Source organism: Jannaschia maritima (assembly GCF_030973515.1).
Classification (GTDB): Bacteria; Pseudomonadota; Alphaproteobacteria; order Rhodobacterales; family Rhodobacteraceae; genus Jannaschia; species Jannaschia maritima.
Genome location: NZ_JARGZA010000008.1, coordinates 128,007 through 144,071, shown reverse-complemented (window position 1 = coordinate 144,071; position 16,065 = coordinate 128,007). Strand labels below are relative to the sequence as shown.

Annotated in this window: 17 protein-coding genes; 7 read left to right on the top strand and 10 right to left on the bottom strand. The window is 68.2% G+C overall.

Features of this window, described 5'->3' with window-relative positions:
* The first annotated feature begins 259 nt into the window (after positions 1–259).
* The 4 genes from P0084_RS09800 to P0084_RS09785 are packed head-to-tail and all read left to right on the top strand — an operon-like array spanning position 260 to position 3,830.
* Positions 260–844 (top strand): TRAP transporter small permease subunit, encoded by a 585-nt coding sequence (locus P0084_RS09800; RefSeq protein WP_374213633.1) that lies wholly within the window; start codon positions 260–262, stop codon positions 842–844.
* Positions 844–2,169, top strand: coding sequence for a TRAP transporter large permease (locus tag P0084_RS09795; protein WP_308916660.1), 1,326 nt, complete (start codon positions 844–846; stop codon positions 2,167–2,169). Before P0084_RS09800 ends, P0084_RS09795 begins: the two co-directional genes overlap by 1 nt.
* A gap of 32 nt (positions 2,170–2,201) precedes the next feature.
* Positions 2,202–2,762 carry a Uma2 family endonuclease gene (locus tag P0084_RS09790; RefSeq protein WP_308916659.1) on the top strand — a complete coding sequence of 187 codons (561 nt, stop codon included), beginning with the start codon at positions 2,202–2,204 and terminating at the stop codon, positions 2,760–2,762.
* 27 nt (positions 2,763–2,789) lie between these two features.
* The gene (locus P0084_RS09785; RefSeq protein ID WP_308916658.1) at positions 2,790–3,830 is read left to right on the top strand and encodes a TRAP transporter substrate-binding protein; all 1,041 of its coding nucleotides are present in this window, start codon (positions 2,790–2,792) and stop codon (positions 3,828–3,830) included.
* A 33-nt stretch (positions 3,831–3,863) separates the two neighbouring features.
* Here the strand turns inward: P0084_RS09785 and P0084_RS09780 are convergent, their stop codons facing one another.
* The 5 genes from P0084_RS09780 to P0084_RS09760 all read right to left on the bottom strand — a co-directional run bounded on the left by P0084_RS09780 (position 3,864) and on the right by P0084_RS09760 (position 7,711).
* A complete protein-coding gene (locus tag P0084_RS09780) occupies positions 3,864–4,226 on the bottom strand; it encodes a type II toxin-antitoxin system VapC family toxin (protein ID WP_308916657.1) in 363 nt (120 codons plus the stop codon).
* A 36-nt stretch (positions 4,227–4,262) separates the two neighbouring features.
* On the bottom strand, positions 4,263–4,541 hold the full coding sequence (locus P0084_RS09775; RefSeq protein ID WP_308916656.1) for a hypothetical protein: 279 nt from the start codon (positions 4,539–4,541) through the stop codon (positions 4,263–4,265).
* A 73-nt stretch (positions 4,542–4,614) separates the two neighbouring features.
* Positions 4,615–6,099, bottom strand: coding sequence for a tripartite tricarboxylate transporter permease (locus tag P0084_RS09770; RefSeq protein WP_308916655.1), 1,485 nt, complete (start codon positions 6,097–6,099; stop codon positions 4,615–4,617).
* A 10-nt stretch (positions 6,100–6,109) separates the two neighbouring features.
* The gene (locus P0084_RS09765; protein WP_308916654.1) at positions 6,110–6,598 is read right to left on the bottom strand and encodes a tripartite tricarboxylate transporter TctB family protein; all 489 of its coding nucleotides are present in this window, start codon (positions 6,596–6,598) and stop codon (positions 6,110–6,112) included.
* A gap of 135 nt (positions 6,599–6,733) precedes the next feature.
* Complete coding sequence (locus P0084_RS09760; protein WP_308916653.1) at positions 6,734–7,711, bottom strand: tripartite tricarboxylate transporter substrate binding protein; 978 nt, start codon at positions 7,709–7,711, stop codon at positions 6,734–6,736.
* Between the two features lie 133 nt (positions 7,712–7,844).
* On the opposite strand from P0084_RS09760, the gene P0084_RS09755 reads away from it, so the two are divergent.
* Positions 7,845–8,747 carry a LysR family transcriptional regulator gene (locus P0084_RS09755; protein WP_308916652.1) on the top strand — a complete coding sequence of 301 codons (903 nt, stop codon included), beginning with the start codon at positions 7,845–7,847 and terminating at the stop codon, positions 8,745–8,747.
* The gene (locus P0084_RS09750) at positions 8,744–9,487 is read left to right on the top strand and encodes a sulfite exporter TauE/SafE family protein (RefSeq protein ID WP_308916651.1); all 744 of its coding nucleotides are present in this window, start codon (positions 8,744–8,746) and stop codon (positions 9,485–9,487) included. The genes P0084_RS09755 and P0084_RS09750 overlap by 4 nt, the downstream gene beginning before the upstream one ends.
* Before the next feature lie 294 nt (positions 9,488–9,781).
* On the opposite strand, the gene acdA is transcribed toward P0084_RS09750, so the two are convergent.
* Positions 9,782–10,990: a 3-sulfinopropanoyl-CoA desulfinase gene (acdA, locus tag P0084_RS09745; protein ID WP_308916650.1), complete on the bottom strand. Its 1,209-nt coding sequence runs from the start codon at positions 10,988–10,990 to the stop codon at positions 9,782–9,784.
* Positions 10,991–11,076: 86 nt separating this feature from the next.
* Here acdA and P0084_RS09740 point away from each other — a divergent pair, with 86 nt between their 5' ends.
* Complete coding sequence (locus P0084_RS09740; RefSeq protein ID WP_308916649.1) at positions 11,077–11,922, top strand: LysR family transcriptional regulator; 846 nt, start codon at positions 11,077–11,079, stop codon at positions 11,920–11,922.
* Here P0084_RS09740 and P0084_RS09735 read toward each other — a convergent pair.
* The 4 genes from P0084_RS09735 to P0084_RS09720 are packed head-to-tail and all read right to left on the bottom strand — an operon-like array spanning position 11,919 to position 16,064.
* Positions 11,919–12,590, bottom strand: coding sequence for a fumarate hydratase C-terminal domain-containing protein (locus P0084_RS09735; protein ID WP_308916648.1), 672 nt, complete (start codon positions 12,588–12,590; stop codon positions 11,919–11,921). The genes P0084_RS09740 and P0084_RS09735 overlap by 4 nt on opposite strands.
* Positions 12,587–13,543 (bottom strand): fumarate hydratase, encoded by a 957-nt coding sequence (locus P0084_RS09730; RefSeq protein WP_308916647.1) that lies wholly within the window; start codon positions 13,541–13,543, stop codon positions 12,587–12,589. The genes P0084_RS09735 and P0084_RS09730 overlap by 4 nt, the downstream gene beginning before the upstream one ends.
* Complete coding sequence (locus tag P0084_RS09725; RefSeq protein ID WP_308916646.1) at positions 13,540–14,295, bottom strand: Uma2 family endonuclease; 756 nt, start codon at positions 14,293–14,295, stop codon at positions 13,540–13,542. Before P0084_RS09725 ends, P0084_RS09730 begins: the two co-directional genes overlap by 4 nt.
* A gap of 11 nt (positions 14,296–14,306) precedes the next feature.
* Positions 14,307–16,064 (bottom strand): L-aspartate oxidase, encoded by a 1,758-nt coding sequence (locus tag P0084_RS09720; RefSeq protein ID WP_308916645.1) that lies wholly within the window; start codon positions 16,062–16,064, stop codon positions 14,307–14,309.
* Position 16,065 lies beyond the last annotated feature (1 nt).

The following is a 16,065-nucleotide window of genomic DNA, read 5'->3' as shown; positions in this document are numbered from 1 at the left end:
CGGGGGTCCGCGGTCCCGTTCGGGACACCTTAGCCCCCCGAAGGCCGCAGTGAAGTGTGCATCGCTCCCGCGCCCTGCCCGCAATCGGCCTTATGTCACGAAGCGGTGGATCGGATCGGGCCGGGCGATACGGGCACCGACGGGACCCGGTGTCGCCGCCGCGCGCATCGCGTTGACACTTCCGCACGCCGCGTCGCAGGCTTCCGGCGAACGGGGGGCGCATGACCGCAGGGACCGATCGATCGATGGATGGCGCCCCGTGCTGGCGCTGATGCGCGCCTATGTCCGCGGGATCGACGCCGTGAACCGGCGGATCGGGCGCGTGGTCATGTACGGCATCTTCGCGCTGATGGGCGTCCTGCTGTGGTCCAGCCTGTCGAAGACCTTCCTCGTCCCGAGCCTCTGGACGCTGGAGATGGCGCAGTTCCTGATGGTCGCCTACTTCATCCTCGGCGGGCCCTATGCAATCCAGATGGGCAGCCATGTCCGCATGGACCTTCTCTACGGCGACTGGTCGCCCCGGCGTAAGGCCTGGTTCGACGCCGTCACGGTGGGGCTCCTGACCTTCTATCTGGGCGTGCTGCTCTACGGCGGGCTGGCCTCGCTGGCCTATTCGGTCGGATATTTCGGAACCGAACCCGTGGGCTTCCTCGCTGGCTTGGTCGCGGGCACGTCCGAGACGGCGTTCCTGGAACGATCCTCCTCGCCCTGGCGGCCCTACATGTGGCCGATCAAATCGGTGATGTGCTTCGGCATGGCCTGCATGCTGCTGCAATGCGTGGCGGAGTTCTTTCGCGACGTCCTCCTGCTGGCCGACGTACCCGTGGAGGACCGGCTCGCCTGATGTCCTACGAGCTGATCGCAACGCTCATGTTCTCCTCCATGATGCTGATGCTGCTGACCGGACAGCGGGTGTTCGGCGCCATCGGCTTCGTCGCAGTCGTGGCCGCCCTGTGGCTGTGGGGCGACCGGGGCGGGTTCGACATCGGGTTCAGCGCGGCCATCAAGGTGATGAACTGGTATCCGCTGCTGACGCTGCCGATGTTCGTGTTCATGGGCTACGTCCTGTCGGAATCGGGCATCGCGGACGACCTGTACGCGATGTTCCACGTTTGGTTCGGCGGCCTGCGCGGGGGCCTTGCGATCGGGACGATCGGGCTGATGGTCCTGATTTCGGCGATGAACGGCCTGTCGGTCGCGGGCATGGCCATCGGGGCCACCATTGCCCTGCCCGAGCTTCTGAAGCGCGGCTACGACAAGCGGATGGTCACGGGCGTGGTGCAGGCCGGTGCGTCCCTCGGGATCCTTGTGCCGCCGTCCGTTGTGCTCGTGCTGTACGCGATGATCGCGCGCCAGCCCGTGGGGCAGCTTTGGCTGGCGGGCGTGGTGCCGGGGCTGATGATGGCGGTCCTGTTCGTGGCCTACATCGCGATCCGCTGCCGCATGAACCCGGCCCTGGGGCCCGCCCTGCCGGCCGCCGAACGCGCGATGCCCATGGCGCAGAAACTGGCGCTGCTGCGCGCGGGGCTCCTGCCGATCGGCATCTTCGCGGTGATGATGGTGCCGTTCGTCAACGGCTGGACGTCGCTGGTCGAAAGCAGCGCCATCGGCGCGCTGGCCGCCTTCGCCGCCGCGATCCTGAAGCGCCGCATGACGCGGGCCGCGTTCGAGAACACGGTCCGCAACACGTTGGGCATCACCTGCATGTTCATGTGGATCATCCTGGCCGCCCTGGCCTTCGGTGCGGTGTTCGACGGCCTGGGCGCGGTCAAGGCCATCGACGACCTGTTCACGGAACGGCTGGGATTGAATCCCTGGATCATCCTGATCCTGATGCAACTGTCGTTCATCGTGATGGGCACGTTCCTGGACGACACCGCGATGCTGGTCATCGTCGCCCCCCTCTACGTGCCCCTGGTGGGGGAGCTGGGCTTCGATCTGATCTGGTACGGTATCCTCTATACGATCACCTGCCAGATCGCGTACATGACGCCGCCCTTCGGCTACAATCTGTTCCTGATGCGCGCCATGGCCCCGCCCGAGATCGGGATCACCGACATCTACCGTTCCATCGTGCCGTTCGTGGCCGTGATGGTCGGCGCGCTGGGGCTGGTGATGGCGTTTCCGGACCTGGCGCTGTGGCTGCCGGGGCTGGTCTATGGCCGGTGACAGGATTGGGATGGGGGGCTAGGGTGTACGGCATGGAACAACCCGTCCTGCCCGAACGGATGAATGTGGCCAAGTTCAGGCGCTGGCTGGACGCGCATGCAGGCGACAGGCGGTTCGAGCTTTCGGATGGCGAGATCGTGGCGTTGGCGTCCGAACGCGCGATCCATGCGCGCCTGAAGGCGGAAGCCTTCTCCGCGCTGCAGACGGCAGCGTCCGGTCTGTCCTGCGAAGTATTCGTGGACGGCATGGCGGTCGAGATCGGCGACAGGACCCAGCGCGAACCCGACGCCGCCCTCCAATGCGGCGATCCGCTTCCGCCCGATGCCATGTTCTACACCGATCCCATCGTACTGGTCGAAGTGCTGTCGCTATCGACCTCTTCCCTCGATACGAACGCCAAGTTCGCCGAGTACACGCAGATCGAGAGCCTGGCGCATTACCTGACCGTCGATCCCAGCCGGAAGATCGTCGTGGCACACCGCCGGACGCCGGATGGGTTCGTCGCCGCGATCCTGCCGGGCGGTCCCCTGTGCCTCGACCCGCCAGGCATCACGCTCGACCTCGACGCCGTGCTCGCACCGCTGAACGCCTGAGACCATCACCAACCGGGGGACCGAACCATGACCACCACCAGACGCAAGATCCTGACCACCGGCGCGCTCGGCGGGGCGGCGGCCCTGGCCGCGCCCGGCGTCGCCCGCGCGCAGGAGCCGATCCGCTGGCGCTTCCAAACCTATGCCGGCGCCGCCCTGGGCGAGCAGGTGACCAAGCCCATCATCGACTACATCAACGCCGCCTCGAACGGCGAGCTGCAGATCGAGCTGTTCTACGCCGACCAGATCGTGCCGACGGGCGAGCTGTTCCAGGCGCTTCAGCGCGGGACCATCGACGGCGTCCATTCGGACGACGATTCCATGGCCTCGCCCACGCCGCTGCGCCAGTTCGGCGGCTACTTCCCCTTCGCCACCAAGCACATCCTCGACGTGCCCGTCCTGTTCAACCAGTACGGCCTGGCCGACATCTGGCGGGACGAATACGCCAAGGTCGGCGTCCAGTGGCTTTCGGCCGCGGGCCAGGATCCCTGCAACTTCAACACCACGCGCGAGATCACGTCGGTGTCCGACCTCGACGGCCTGCGGCTCTATACCTTCCCGACGGCGGGGCGGTTCCTGTCGCGATTCGGCGTCGTGCCCGTCAACATCCCCTACGAGGATGCCGAGGTCGCGGTCCAGACGGGCGAGTTGGACGGCATGGCCTGGTCCGGCATCACCGAGGACTACACCGTCGGCTGGGCGGACGTGACCGACTACTTCCTGACGAACAACATCTCGGGCGCATGGATCGGATCGTTCTTCGTCAACCAGGGCCGGTGGAACGAGTTGCCCGAACACCTGCAGCAACTGGTCATGGCCGCCATCGAGGCGGGCCATACCTATCGCAACCAGTGGTACTGGGGCGGCGAGGCACGGCTGCGCGCACAAGGCGACAAGCTGGAACTGCGCACCGTCCCTGCCGACGAATGGGCCGAGGTCGAGAACGCCGCCAAGGAGTTCTGGGACGAGGTCGCGCAGGAGGGCGAACTGCAATCGCGGATCGTCGGGATCTTCCGAGAATACAACGACGTCATCAACCAGGCCGGTCCGCCCTACACCAACAGCTGATCCGGTCGCGGCGGTCCCCCGGGGCCGCCGCGGTCACACTGGGACGGTACGAAGGCCCAGATCTTTCAGGTGATCGAACGCGTGGTCGGATGTCATCACGGGAAGGGCCAGTTCCAACGCAGTCCACGCAATCATTCGATCGAACGGATCGCGATGTTCCCGTCCATGGACGCGCCATTCCATCGAGGCGGATCCGGCCATGACCGTCGCCAAGACGGGAATGACGGCGATGCCGCTATCCTCCAGCTCCCTGATGAAGGCGATGTCGATCTCCTGCACGTCGAGACGACGGATACGGACCTTCTGATTGATCTCGTACAGGGAGCAGGCGGACACGACGACGTTCGATGCGGCTTCGATGGCCGATACGGAGCTCGGGTTCAGGCGTTCCATCATCAATCAGACGAGCGCCATCGTGTCGAGAAGCATGGCTCAGCCGCCCCGCTTCTCTGCCTCCGCCTCCATCTCGTCGTAGTCGGCATCGCTCAGATCGGGGGTGATCCAGTCTTGTGCGGCGAGGATCTCTCGCGACCGGCGATCCATCAGTCTATCCCCCAACCCCGAGATGTCCCGCCGCTTGATCGTCACGCCCAGGCCCTTCGCCAGCGCGCGGCGGGCGACCTCGGACTTCGACAGGCCGTCGCGTGCGGCGGCTTCGCGCAGGGCCGCGTCGATGGCCGGGTCCACGTTCCGCAGGGTCAGGTGATGCATGGCGCGATCCTCGTGCAGTCGCTCATGCCCGGGATGTAACGCACCCCGGGTGGGCGGGCAATGCACCCGCCCGTCAGACCGCCAGCTTCCGTCCCACGGACCGGGCGATTCCGATGATCGTCAGGATCGTCAGAGCCCAGAAGAACCACGTGATCGGTCCGCGCAGCAGAATGGCCGGATCGCTGCCCGACATCAGCATGGATTGCCGGAAGTTGTCCTCCAGCAGCGGGCCCAGGATGAAGGCGATCAGGAAGGGCGCGACGGGGATGCGCGCGCGCATCATCAGGTAACCCACCCATCCCATCGCAAACATCACGCCGACGTCGAACACGTTGTTGTTCACGGCGAACACGCCATACACGCACAGCACCAGAACGGTCGGCATCAGGATCCGCTTGGGCACCTCGGCGATGAAGCGGAAGCCGCGGATCGCGACGCTGCCGACGACGAACAGGAACACGCTGCTGACGATCAGCCCGATGAACAGGCCGTATATGATGTCGACGTTCAGGACGAACATCATCGGACCGGGCTGCAGGCCGTGGACCATGAACGCCCCGATGATGATGGCGGTGATGACATCGCCCGGCACGCCCAGGGCCAGGAGCGGGATCAGGGTCGCGCCCGCCACGCCGTTGTTGCCGGCCTCCGACGCGGCGACGCCCTCGATCTCGCCCTTGCCGAAGTTCTCGCGGTCGGGCGACCGGCGGCGGGCTTCCGAATAGGACAGAAACGCCGACGGCGCGGCCCCGATGCCCGGGATCGAGCCCAGGAACACCCCGATGAAGCTGCCCCGCACGATCGAGCGGAAGCTCTTGCGATAATCCGCGAAGCTGACCCGCGTGCCGCCCAGCGAACGGGCGCGGCCCAGATGCGCGGTCGGGTTGCGCGCCATGGCGATGATCTCCGGGATGGCGAACAGGCCGATCAGCACGGCGATGAAGTTCAGGCCGCCCATCAGGTTCGGGTTGCCCAGGGTGAACCGATTCGTGCCGTAGACGAGGTCCAGCCCCACCGTCGCCAGCAGCAGGCCCAGAAGCGCGGACAGCGCGCCGCGCAGCAGGCTGTCGCCCGACACGCCCGCGATGATCGTCAGGCTGAACAGGATCAGGGCGAAGAATTCGGGCGGGCCGAAGGACAGCGCGAAGGAGGCCAGCCACCCCGCGAACAGGATCAACGCCAGGTTCGAGATCAGGTCCGCCGTGCAGGACGCCCACAGCGCCATGCCGAGCGCGCGCCCCGCCTCGCCGCGTTCGGCCAGGGGGTGGCCGTCGAGGATCGTGGCGGACGATGCCGGCGTGCCGGGCGTCTTGATGAGGATCGCGGGGATCGATCCGCCGAAGATTCCCCCTTTGTACACGCCCAGCAGCAGCAGGATGCCGGTGATCGGCGCCATGCTGAACGTGAAGGGCAGGGTCAGGGCCACGGCCATGGTCGCCGAAAGGCCCGGGATCGCGCCGCCGATCACGCCGATGCAGATCCCCACGAAGAGCGCGAGGAACGCCTCGACCGACGCGACGGTGTTCAGGCCCGCCGCCAGGCTGTCCAGAAGGCTCACGCGCGGCCCCTCACGGCAGGCGGATCAAGTCGCCCTGCGGCACGGCGACACCGGCGACATGGGCGAAGAACGCGTACAGCACCAGGGGCACCGCGACCGTGCAGATCAGCGCCACGATCGGATGGCGGGTGCGGAACAGGAACGCGGTCGCGGCGAAGGCAGCCATGCAGGTCAGCGGCATGCCCAGGATCGGCATCGCCTGCATCGTGGCGACCATGATCGCCGCCAGCGCGATCAGCCGCAGCCAGGCGCCGGGCTTGGCGGCGTCCTCCTCGTCGAGCAGGATGGCGGGGTCGACGCGCCAGCCGGTGAACAGGAGCAGCGCGCCCGTCAACGCGGTCAGGCCCGTCAGCGTATAGGGCCAGAAGGTCGGCGCCAGGACGATGTTCCGGACGTTCGACGGCGACGACACGAAGTTCGGTATCGCGACCAAAGCCATCGCCGCGGCGATGACGAGGGCCGCGAAGCCCAGCCTGATTTGCAAGGCGCGCAACGTCATGAACGTCCCCTTCCCGTTCCCCGGGCCGATGACGGCACGGTGGGCGGGATTCGGTCAAGCATCGGATCGCCCCCCCGGGGCGGCGGAACGGTCCGGCATGGCCGGACCGCGACGCGGGACCGCACGGCGCGCGCGTCAGCCTTCGATCCGCATGCCCAGATCGTCCACCAGGGCGCGGAACGTGTCGTACTGCCCTTGAATGAACTCGTTCGCGTCCTCGGGGGACATCACGTCGATGATCGACCCGCGAGATTCCATCTGCTTCACGAAGTCCGCGTCGCCCGCCGCCTGCTCCATCCATTCGCCCCACTTGGCGGCGACGTCGTCCGGCAGGCCGGCGGGGCCCGCGATGCCCGTCCAGCCGACCAGCTGCTCCAGCTCCGGGTGGCCCAGCGACGTCGCCGTGGGCGCGTCGAACCCTTCCACCGGGTCGGGCGTCGTCACCAGCAGCGCGCGCATCTGCCCGTTGGCCACGAAGCCCGCCAGCGCGGAGGAGTTGGTGCACAGGAACTCGGCCGTGTTGTTCAGCACCGCGGTCGCCGCGGCACCGCCGCCCTGCTGGGGGATGTGCGTGGCCGCCGAGGCCGCGTTCTCCAGCCCGAAGGCGTCGAGAACGAAGGTCGCGCCCAGATGCGGGCCGGAGCCCACGCCGGAGGACGAGAAGCTGATCCCCTCGCCCTCGGCCTTCGCCATCAGGTCGTCCATCGACTGGATGTCGCTGTTGGCGTTCACGACGCAGGCGAAGGGGTTGATCTCGTACACGGTGACGAAGCGGAAGTCGTCCAGCGTGTAGGGCAGCGTCGCCTTCATCGCGGGGTTCACCGAATGGGATCCCACCCGCGCGAACAGCATCGTGTACCCGTCGGGGTTCGCGTTCTGCACCGCGACCGACCCCGTGGCGCCGCCCGCGCCGGTGATGTTCGCCATGACCAGGGGCTGGCCCACCGCCTCGCCCAGGGGTTCGGCGATGGTGCGCGCGCTGATGTCGGTGGCACCCCCCGCGCCGTAGGGGATGATCATGTTGATCGCCCGCTCCGGATAGTCAGCCAGGGCCGCCCCGGCAGTCAACGCGGTCCCGATGGCGAGCGTCGCGGTCAGTGTCGTGGTCTTCATCGTGTTCCTCCCAGAACCCGCGCGGTCGTTCTTGCCCGCGGCTTTTCCAAAGGTTAGCGTCAAGGAAAGGTTTGAAATAGTCAATTTTCTTTATCGGTAACGAAAGCGACGCTTAACGCCGGGGGGCTATGGCGTGACCATCCGATTGTTGCGCACGCTGGTCGCGGTGGCGGACCACAAGACGTTCAGCGCCGCGGCGGGCGTGGTCCACGTGACCCATGCCGCCGTCAGCCAGCAGATGCAGACGCTGGAAGGGTCGCTCGGGGTCGCCCTGTTCGACCGGTCCCGCCGCACCCCGGAGCTGACCCCCGTCGCGCGGCGGATCGTGGCCAAGGCGCGCGTGCTGATCGCCGACTACGACGACCTCGTGCCCTCGGTGCTGGGCGACGACGGTCTGGGGGGGGCCGTCACCCTGGGCGTGCTGCGCACCACGCTGACCGGTCTGGCGCCCCGGGCGATGGCCGCGCTGAAGGCCAAGTTCCCGCAGATCGGCCTGACCATCCGTCCCGGCCTGACGGGACCCCTGGCCGCGGAGGTCGAGCGCGGGACCCTGGACGCCGCCGTGGTGACGAAGCCGCACCTGATGCCGCGGAACACGGTGTTCCGCCCCCTGGCGCGCGAGCCGATGCAGCTGATCGCCGCCACCCGCGAGGTCGGCCGCGACCCCATCGCCCTCCTGCGGTCGCGGCCCTTCATCCGCTTCGACCGCAGCGCCGTGGTCGGCACCCTGATCGACAACTGGATTCTGTCCCGGGACATCCAGGTCGCCGAAACGATGGAGCTGGACAGCCTGGAGGCCATCGCCAGCATGGTCCACGCGGATCTGGGCGTCTCGATCGTCCCGGACCTGGCGGTGAAGCCGCAGGACGCGGTGCCGGTCAAGGCGCTGCCCCTGGGGCCGGACGCACCGGAGCGGATCATCGGCCTCCTGCACGCGGACCACCGCACCAGCACGCGTGCCATCGACGAGGTCCACTCCGCCCTGGCCGCCATCGTCGCCGCGGATTCGCCCGACCGTGCCCTGGCGGAACCGTGACGGTCGAGTTCGTTACCTATCTGATCCTGGGCGCCGCCGCCGGGGGCTTCATAAACGGATTGTCCGGCACGGGGACCGCCCTGTTCGCGCTGGGGTTCTATCTGGTGGTGCTGGACCCCGTCCGCGCCGTCGCCGTCGTCGCCTTCATGTCGGTTCTGGCCGGGCTGCAGGGCTTGTGGCTGGTGCGGTCCGAGATCGGGGCCCGGCCGAAGCGCCTGGCCCGCTTCCTGATCCCCGGCCTGGCGGGCGTGCCCATCGGCATCACGCTCCTGGACGTGATCGACGCGGGCACGCTGCGGATCGGGATCGCCACGCTTCTGATCGTCTATGGCGGCTATTTCGGGTTCCGCGCCGCCCTGCCCGCCTTCACGCGCCGGGCGCCCGTGGCCGATGTCGCGATCGCGTTCGTCGGCGGCGTGCTCGGGGGCGCGGCGTCCGTTTCGGGGGCGCTGCCCGCGATGTGGCTGTCGCTGCGGCCCTGGCCCAAGTCGGAGGTCCGCGCCGTCCTGCAGCCCTACAACGTGGCGATCCTGGGCACGACGGTCATGCTGCTGCTGTTGCGGGGGGCCTATGACGCCACCGCCCTGACGGCGCTGGCGGTCACGGTGCCCTGCGGCCTGATCGCGGCGCAGGTCGGGATCGTGGTGTTCAAGCGGCTGTCCGACACCGGCTTCCGCCGCCTGCTGATCGTGCTGACGCTGCTGATGGGCTTGGGGATCATGGCGTCCGAGGCGTTCTGACGCCGGCCGAACCACCACGGCCGATGCTGCACTGCGGCGATGAATTCTCCGGCCTGGGGTGCCCACAGGGTCGTTCCGGTGCGATCAGTCTGCGTCCGAGCGCGGGGTGGGGCAACCCGGACGATATCCCGTGGAACAAGGGGTCCGATCGGGAAGCGCGTCGCCCGTCGCCGGTCGGAACGCCCCGGCCGGGCCGGTGTGGCGGGTGTCTGCCCCGCGTCTGCCACATGTCTGCCCCGCGTCGGACGGATCGATGATTCGCGCCCATCGCCCGGCCTGCGGGAAAGGCCCCCGCTAGCCCCGTGTCTGCGGAGTCTTGATCCCCAGGAGCGAGCCCGCGACCTGGGTCTTGAGGATCTGCGCGGTGCCGCCGCCGATGGTGAACATGCGGACGTCGCGGTACATCCGCTCCAACGGCTCCCCGTCGCCGAAGCCGCGGGCGCCGAACATCTGCAACGCGTCCGACACGACCTCGATCGCGCGCTCGGTGGCGAAGAACTTGGCCCGGGCGGCCATCGTCATGTCGGGGAAGGGCGAGCCGTCGGCGCCGCGCGAGCACGCGGCTTCCCGCAGCATCAGGCGCGATGCGTGGACCTTGGCATCGGCTTCGGCGAGCATCCATTGCAGGCCCTGGAACTCCGCGATGGGGCGGCCGAACTGCTCGCGTTCCAGAAGGTAGTCCCGCGCCCGTTCCAGCGCGCCCGCCGCGACCCCCATCGCCACGGTGCCCGCGCCGACGCGCTGGCTGTTATACGCCTCCATCAGCGCCGCGAAGCCGCGCCGGAATCCGCCCGGCGGGCAGACGACCATGTTCGCCGCGACGCGCAGGCCGTCGAAGCGAAGCTCCGCCTCCGGCATGCCGCACAGGCCCATGGTGCGTTCGCGACCGACGATCGCGAACCCGTCCGGATCGATGCCCGCGCCCGGGTCGCGCAGGACCAGGAAGCCGCCGATGCCTTCGTCGGTGCCGTCCGCGTCCAGGACGCGGGCGAAGATCAGGTGCAGCTTCGACACGCCGCCGCCCGTGATCCAATGCTTGCAGCCGTCGATGACGTAGCCGTCGCCGTCGCGGCGCGCGGTCGTCTCCATCGCCGTGGCCGCGCTGCCCGCACCGGGTTCGGTGATGCAGATCGCGGGCTTGTCGCCCCGCAGGACGTGACGGGCGGCCAACGCCCACTGCGCGTCGGTCCCGTAGGCCATGATCGCGCTGACGGCGCCCATGTTCGCCTCGACCACGATGCGCGCGGACAGGGTGCAGGCCTTCGCCACCTCCTCCACCACCAGGCAGGCATCGTGAAAGGACGCGCCAGCCCCACCCCACCGGGCCGACAGGGTCATGCCCATCACGCCCGCATCCACCATGTCGGCCACGTTGTCCCAAGGGTATTCGCGGTCCCTGTCCCAATGCGCGGCGCGCGGCGCGAAGCGAGCGGCGAGGTCGCGTCCGACGGCGGACCAGTCGGCGGCGGAACGCTGGGCGGGGTCGGGGCGGAGGCGCGTCATCATGTTCATGTCACGCAAACTACCCTAGCGTCCTAGTTCGTTCCTAACGTATTCCTTCATAGATCAACTTCGAGGATGGTGGAGATATGCGGACCCGGTCCCTTCGCACCCTGCGTCGCATCGCCGAAATCGGATCCTTCACCCAGGCCGCCGCGGCGGAGAACATGACGCTGTCCGCCCTGTCGGCGCAGATGTCGAACCTGGAACGCGACCTGGGCGCGGCGCTGTTCGACCGTTCCGTCCGTCCGCCCGCCCTGACGCCGCTCGGGCGGAGGGTGGCCGACATGGGCGGTGCGATCCTGCGGGACGAGGCACGGCTGCGCGCGCTCTGCGACCCCGACGCGCCCTTGGCGGGACGGTTCGCGGTCGGGTTCATCTCGTCGGCCAGCGTCCGGATGCTGCCCGGCTTCCTGACCCGGATGGAGGCGGACGCGCCGGGGGTCGAGGTGGTCTTGCGGTCCGACCTGTCGGAACGGCTGGTCGCGCAGGTCGCATCGGGCGTGCTGGACGCGGCGGTCGTCACCGGCACGGACGCGGCGAACCCCGGTCTGGTCGAGGACGTCGTGGCGCGCGAGGCGATGCGCGTCATCACCCCGGGGGGCACGATGGCGAACGCTTCGCCGGGGCGCCCGTTCTTCCACTTCAAGCCCGAATCCGGGATCGGGCGCGTCATCGCGGGGATCCTGGCGGAGCGCGGCCTGCGTCCCGCGCGCACGGTGGTGCTGGAGAACGTGGAGGCGGCGGTGGAATGCGTGCGCCAGGGCCTCGGCTGGTCGATCCTGCCGGGGCCGGACATCGAACGCTACCGCGCGGCGGACCTGATCGTGCCGGGCCTGGTGGACATGTCGCGCGACCTGGTGCTGGTGACGCGCGCGGACGCCTTCGACAGCCTGCGCGCCACGTTCCTTCGCGCCCTGGGAAACGGAGCCTAGATTACCTCGTCCGTGCGATCGTCGGATTCGCCGTAGCGCTTGAGGACGGCGGGCTTCGTGTCGGCATAGGCCGCCTGCATCAGCCCCGATTCCGCGATCTTCGCGTTCTCGCGCTCGAACAGGCAGTCGCCGTTCAGGTCGGAGGCCACGATGAAGGGGCCCATCCTGTTGCAGCGGATGACCCACATCGCCTGGGCCAGGCCCAGTTCCTCGTTCCAGTGGACGGCCTCCACCGTCTCGACCCCACGCCCCAGCAGCGCGCCGGTGCCGTAGCCGACGGTGGACAGATAGACGGCGCCGTTAGGCACGAAGTAGGACCTGTAGTCCTCCGACGACATGCCGCCCTTGCCGACGATCAGCTTGGCGCCCGACTTCTCCATCCATTCGGGCAGCCATTTGCGGAAGCGGAACGATGCTGTGGCGGTGACGGCGCCCATCTCGAACGACCCGTCCGCGTTGATCCGCGCGGCGGGCGAGCAGTGGAAGTTCGCGGCCGATTGCGACGGAAGCTCCATCGGGATGTTGGCCTTGTCCTCCAGGGCGCGCATGTAGACGCCTTCGCGCGCGGTGTACATCAAGCCGTCCAGGTACACGACGTCGCCCAGGCGCAGCTTGGCGATGTCCTCGTCCGACGGCGTGGTCGAAAGGCGGATCTCCCGGACGCTCATTCGGCGGCGACCCGGGCGGGCTCCCACTCCACGGTGTCGCGACGCTGATAGTCGGTGAACCAGTCGGGGTCCGTGCGGTGCTCCACCCGGCCATCCGCGTGGATGCGCGCGACGGCGCGGCGCGACGACAGGCAGAAGGCGTGGACCGACATCGGCATGCCCCCGGTGTGGCAATAGCCGACCTCGATGTTGCAATCGATGACCATGTTCTTGCCCACGAACCCCATCGCCCCCATGCCGATGGAGTTGCCGAGTTCCTTGAACTCGTCCTCCATCGCGGCGATCCGGGGGTCGGAGTTGCGCGACCCCACGACCCGCAGGACCGATGCCCGCTTGCCCAGCACCATGGAGATGTCCTTCGAGCCGCCCAGGCCGATGCCGATGATGGCGGGCTGGCAGGACAGGCCGCGCTTGCCGAACGCCATGAGTGAATCGAGGTAGAAGCGCTTGATTCCCCCGATCCCGTCCGACGGGAACAGCATGCGATAGTCGGTGCCGAACAGCCCGCCCTTGTGGACCGTGATCAGGTCGATCCAAGCGCCGTCCGGTTCGAACCCATACTCGATCTCCGGCGCGCCGATGCCCACGTTGTTGTCGTGGTCGGTCCGCCACAGGGGGTGGACGCGGTTGGGGCGCAGGGGCACGCCGTTGGTGGCGTTGGCCGTCGCACGGCGGAGCGCGGCCTCCAGGGCGACCATGCCGCCTTCGACCTGCGCCTCGTTGCCCAGCTTCACGAACCAGCGCGGCACGCCCGTGTCCCCGCACATCGCGCGGCGATCCTCCTTCGCGGCCTCGTAGTTGTCGAGCATCGCCTTGAGGACGAAGGACGACAGGTCCCCGTCCTCGGTGGCGGCGGCCTTCTTCAGCCCGTCGAGATAGTCGGCGGGGATCTCGATGGCGGCCTTGTCCATCAACGTCTCGGCGGTGGACTGGATCAGGGAGATGGGGATCATCGTCCGAATCCTTCCGGCAGGGACAGGGTCAGGTCGGGGGCGTTCAGGGCGGTGACGGGTTCGGTCCAGGGTCGCGCGACGACGGAGTTGTAGCCATTGGGGGAGGGGTCGCGGTGGACGTGGATCAGGCGGTTCGGGATGTCCACGACCCAATAATCGATGACGCCGTGCATGGCGTAGAGGCGAGCCTTGGCCTTCATATCCTGTGAGAGGGTCGAGTTCGAGATCTCGACGATGAGCAACGCATCGGACCCTCCAGCGTCGTCACTCGATAAGCCCTTCGGAAGGACGATGATGTCTGGACCGACAATCGTATCGGCATCCAGGCGGACTGCGACGTCGATCGCTAAGGAAAGGCCGTTCTTCGCACCGTTGTAGAGCTGGACGAACGCTTCGCCGAGGATCGTTCCATGAAGATTCTTCCCCGGCGACATCTCGATGAATCTTCCTTGGATCAATTCGTACCTTCTGTCCCTCAGCGTGCCCGCATCGATCAACGCGTCCATCATCGCAGCGTCCACCGGAGCGGGATGAAGGCCGTGCCGACGCAGTTCGGGATCGATCCGAACGTCTCGCAGGATCTTGGACGGCTCGGCCTCGACCAGCTCGCCGTGACGAAGTTCGACCTTCCGCCCTTCCAACAGCCCCGCGTCCAAGAGCGCGCGCATCATCTCGGCGTTCATCTTCGCCGGGCGCACGACGCTCCAATCGAGTTCCACGTCGGGCATCCGGTCCGTCTCGACGTCCTTCATGCCTGCCTCCCCTATTCGGCGGCCACCAGCGTTTCGGGCTCGGTTTCCGGCAGGATGGTCTCGCCCGGCCGGACGATCGTAAACCGCACGGGCTGCCGCGTCACCCGCACCGCGTCGCCGTCCATGCTGGCGACGGTGAAGTCGCTGTTCTCCAACCCGCCGTCGTCCGGGAAGTCCTCCCGGAAATGGGCCCCGCGCGAATTCTCGCGCGCCAGGCCCGCCTTCGCGATCACCTCCGACACGTCGCACAGACTGCGCAGGTTCAGCCAGTCGTGCCAGGTCAGGTTGAAGGCCAGGTTCGATCCGTCCACGCCCGTGTCCATCAGCGCGTCCGACACGGCGGCGATGCCCGTCAGGCCGCGCCGCATGCCTGATGCGGTCCGCATGACGCCGACCTCCTCCCACATGACCTCCTGCAGTTGCTTGCGGAGGGGCAGGACCAGGCCGGGGGCGCGGCGCAGGGGGTGGATCGCGCGGGCGAGTTCGGCGTCCAGCGCGCCCTCGTCGGGGTCGCGCAGGGTCATGGACCGGACGTCGCCGCCCATCGTGTCGCCCGCCACCCCGCCATAGACGGTGGAGTTGGCGACCCCGTTGCCGCCCAGGCGGTTGGACCCATGCGCGCCGCCCGCATCCTCGCCCGCGACGTAGAGGCCCTCCATCGCCGTCCGCGTGTCGACGTCGACCACCACGCCGCCCATGAAGTAATGCGCCGTCGGCACGACCTCCACCTTGCCCGCCGCCAGGTCGAACCCGCTGTCGGCGCAGCGCTTGACCATGCCCTTGAACTTCCGGCGCACGTTCTCCGGCCCCAGATGGGACATCGAGATGAACACGCCTTCCTGATCGGGATGGTTGTTCTTGCGCATCTCGGCATAGATGCCGCGGCTGACGACGTCGCGGGTCGCACGCTCGCCCTTGCCGTCGTAGTCGAACATGAAGCGGTTGCCCGCGTGGTTGATCAGCTGCCCGCCCGCGCCGCGCAGTCCCTCCTCCAGCACCGTGCCGGTCATGCGGGTGTGGTCGCCGGCCAGCAGGCCCGTGGGGTGGAACTGCACCATTTCCATGTCACGCAAGGACAGGCCCGCGCGCAGGGCCATGGCCAGGCCGTCCATCGTCTTGTCACCCGACGGCGTGTGGTACTTGTACATGGTCGGGCCGCCGCCCGTCGCCATCAGCACGCACTTCGCGCGCACCAGGCGGAAACGCCCCGTGCGCATGTCGATCATCAGGACGCCCGCCAGGGCGCTGCCGTCCGTCGTGGGGATCAGGCCCACGGCGCGGTGCTCCTGCATCCGCTCCACGCCGGAGGCCAGCACCTTCTCCATCAGGCGGTTGATGATCTCGATGCCGGTCAGGTCGCCCTTGTGGACGGTGCGGTCGGCGGTCTGCCCGGCGAACGCCTTCTGGTGGAGCGTGCCGTCGGGGTTGCGGTCGAAGAAGCAGCCAACCTCGTTCTCCAACTCGCGGATGCGCACCACGGCCTGCTCGCACAGGCGCCACGCCATGTCCTGGTCGGGCAGCCACTTGCCGCCGTTGATCGTGTCCATGAAGTGGCGTTCCACCGTGTCGCCGCCGCCCAGGGCGACGTTGTACCCGCCCTGCACCATGCGGGTGCAGCCGCACTTGCCGATCAGCCCCTTCACCGCGACGGTGATCTTCGTGCCCACCGGCGCCGTCTGCTGCGCGTGGAGGGCTGCGAACAGGCCCGCGCCGCCGGTGCCCAGGATCAGGATGTCGGTGTCGTGGCGTTCGATGTCGTGCGCGCGCATG

Excerpts from the sequence above, each read along its gene's own strand:
- P0084_RS09795 (WP_308916660.1), top strand. The coding sequence starts at position 844 with ATGTCCTACGAGCTGATCGCAACGCTCATGTTCTCCTCCATGATGCTG.
- P0084_RS09790 (WP_308916659.1), top strand. The coding sequence starts at position 2,202 with ATGGAACAACCCGTCCTGCCCGAACGGATGAATGTGGCCAAGTTCAGG.
- P0084_RS09785 (WP_308916658.1), top strand. The coding sequence starts at position 2,790 with ATGACCACCACCAGACGCAAGATCCTGACCACCGGCGCGCTCGGCGGG.
- P0084_RS09780 (WP_308916657.1), bottom strand. The coding sequence starts at position 4,226 with ATGATGGAACGCCTGAACCCGAGCTCCGTATCGGCCATCGAAGCCGCA.
- P0084_RS09775 (WP_308916656.1), bottom strand. The coding sequence starts at position 4,541 with ATGCATCACCTGACCCTGCGGAACGTGGACCCGGCCATCGACGCGGCC.
- P0084_RS09765 (WP_308916654.1), bottom strand. The coding sequence starts at position 6,598 with ATGACGTTGCGCGCCTTGCAAATCAGGCTGGGCTTCGCGGCCCTCGTC.
- P0084_RS09760 (WP_308916653.1), bottom strand. The coding sequence starts at position 7,711 with ATGAAGACCACGACACTGACCGCGACGCTCGCCATCGGGACCGCGTTG.
- acdA (WP_308916650.1), bottom strand. The coding sequence starts at position 10,990 with ATGACGCGCCTCCGCCCCGACCCCGCCCAGCGTTCCGCCGCCGACTGG.
- P0084_RS09740 (WP_308916649.1), top strand. The coding sequence starts at position 11,077 with ATGCGGACCCGGTCCCTTCGCACCCTGCGTCGCATCGCCGAAATCGGA.
- P0084_RS09735 (WP_308916648.1), bottom strand. The coding sequence starts at position 12,590 with ATGAGCGTCCGGGAGATCCGCCTTTCGACCACGCCGTCGGACGAGGAC.
- P0084_RS09730 (WP_308916647.1), bottom strand. The coding sequence starts at position 13,543 with ATGATCCCCATCTCCCTGATCCAGTCCACCGCCGAGACGTTGATGGAC.
- P0084_RS09725 (WP_308916646.1), bottom strand. The coding sequence starts at position 14,295 with ATGAAGGACGTCGAGACGGACCGGATGCCCGACGTGGAACTCGATTGG.
- P0084_RS09720 (WP_308916645.1), bottom strand. The coding sequence starts at position 16,064 with ATGCGCGCGCACGACATCGAACGCCACGACACCGACATCCTGATCCTG.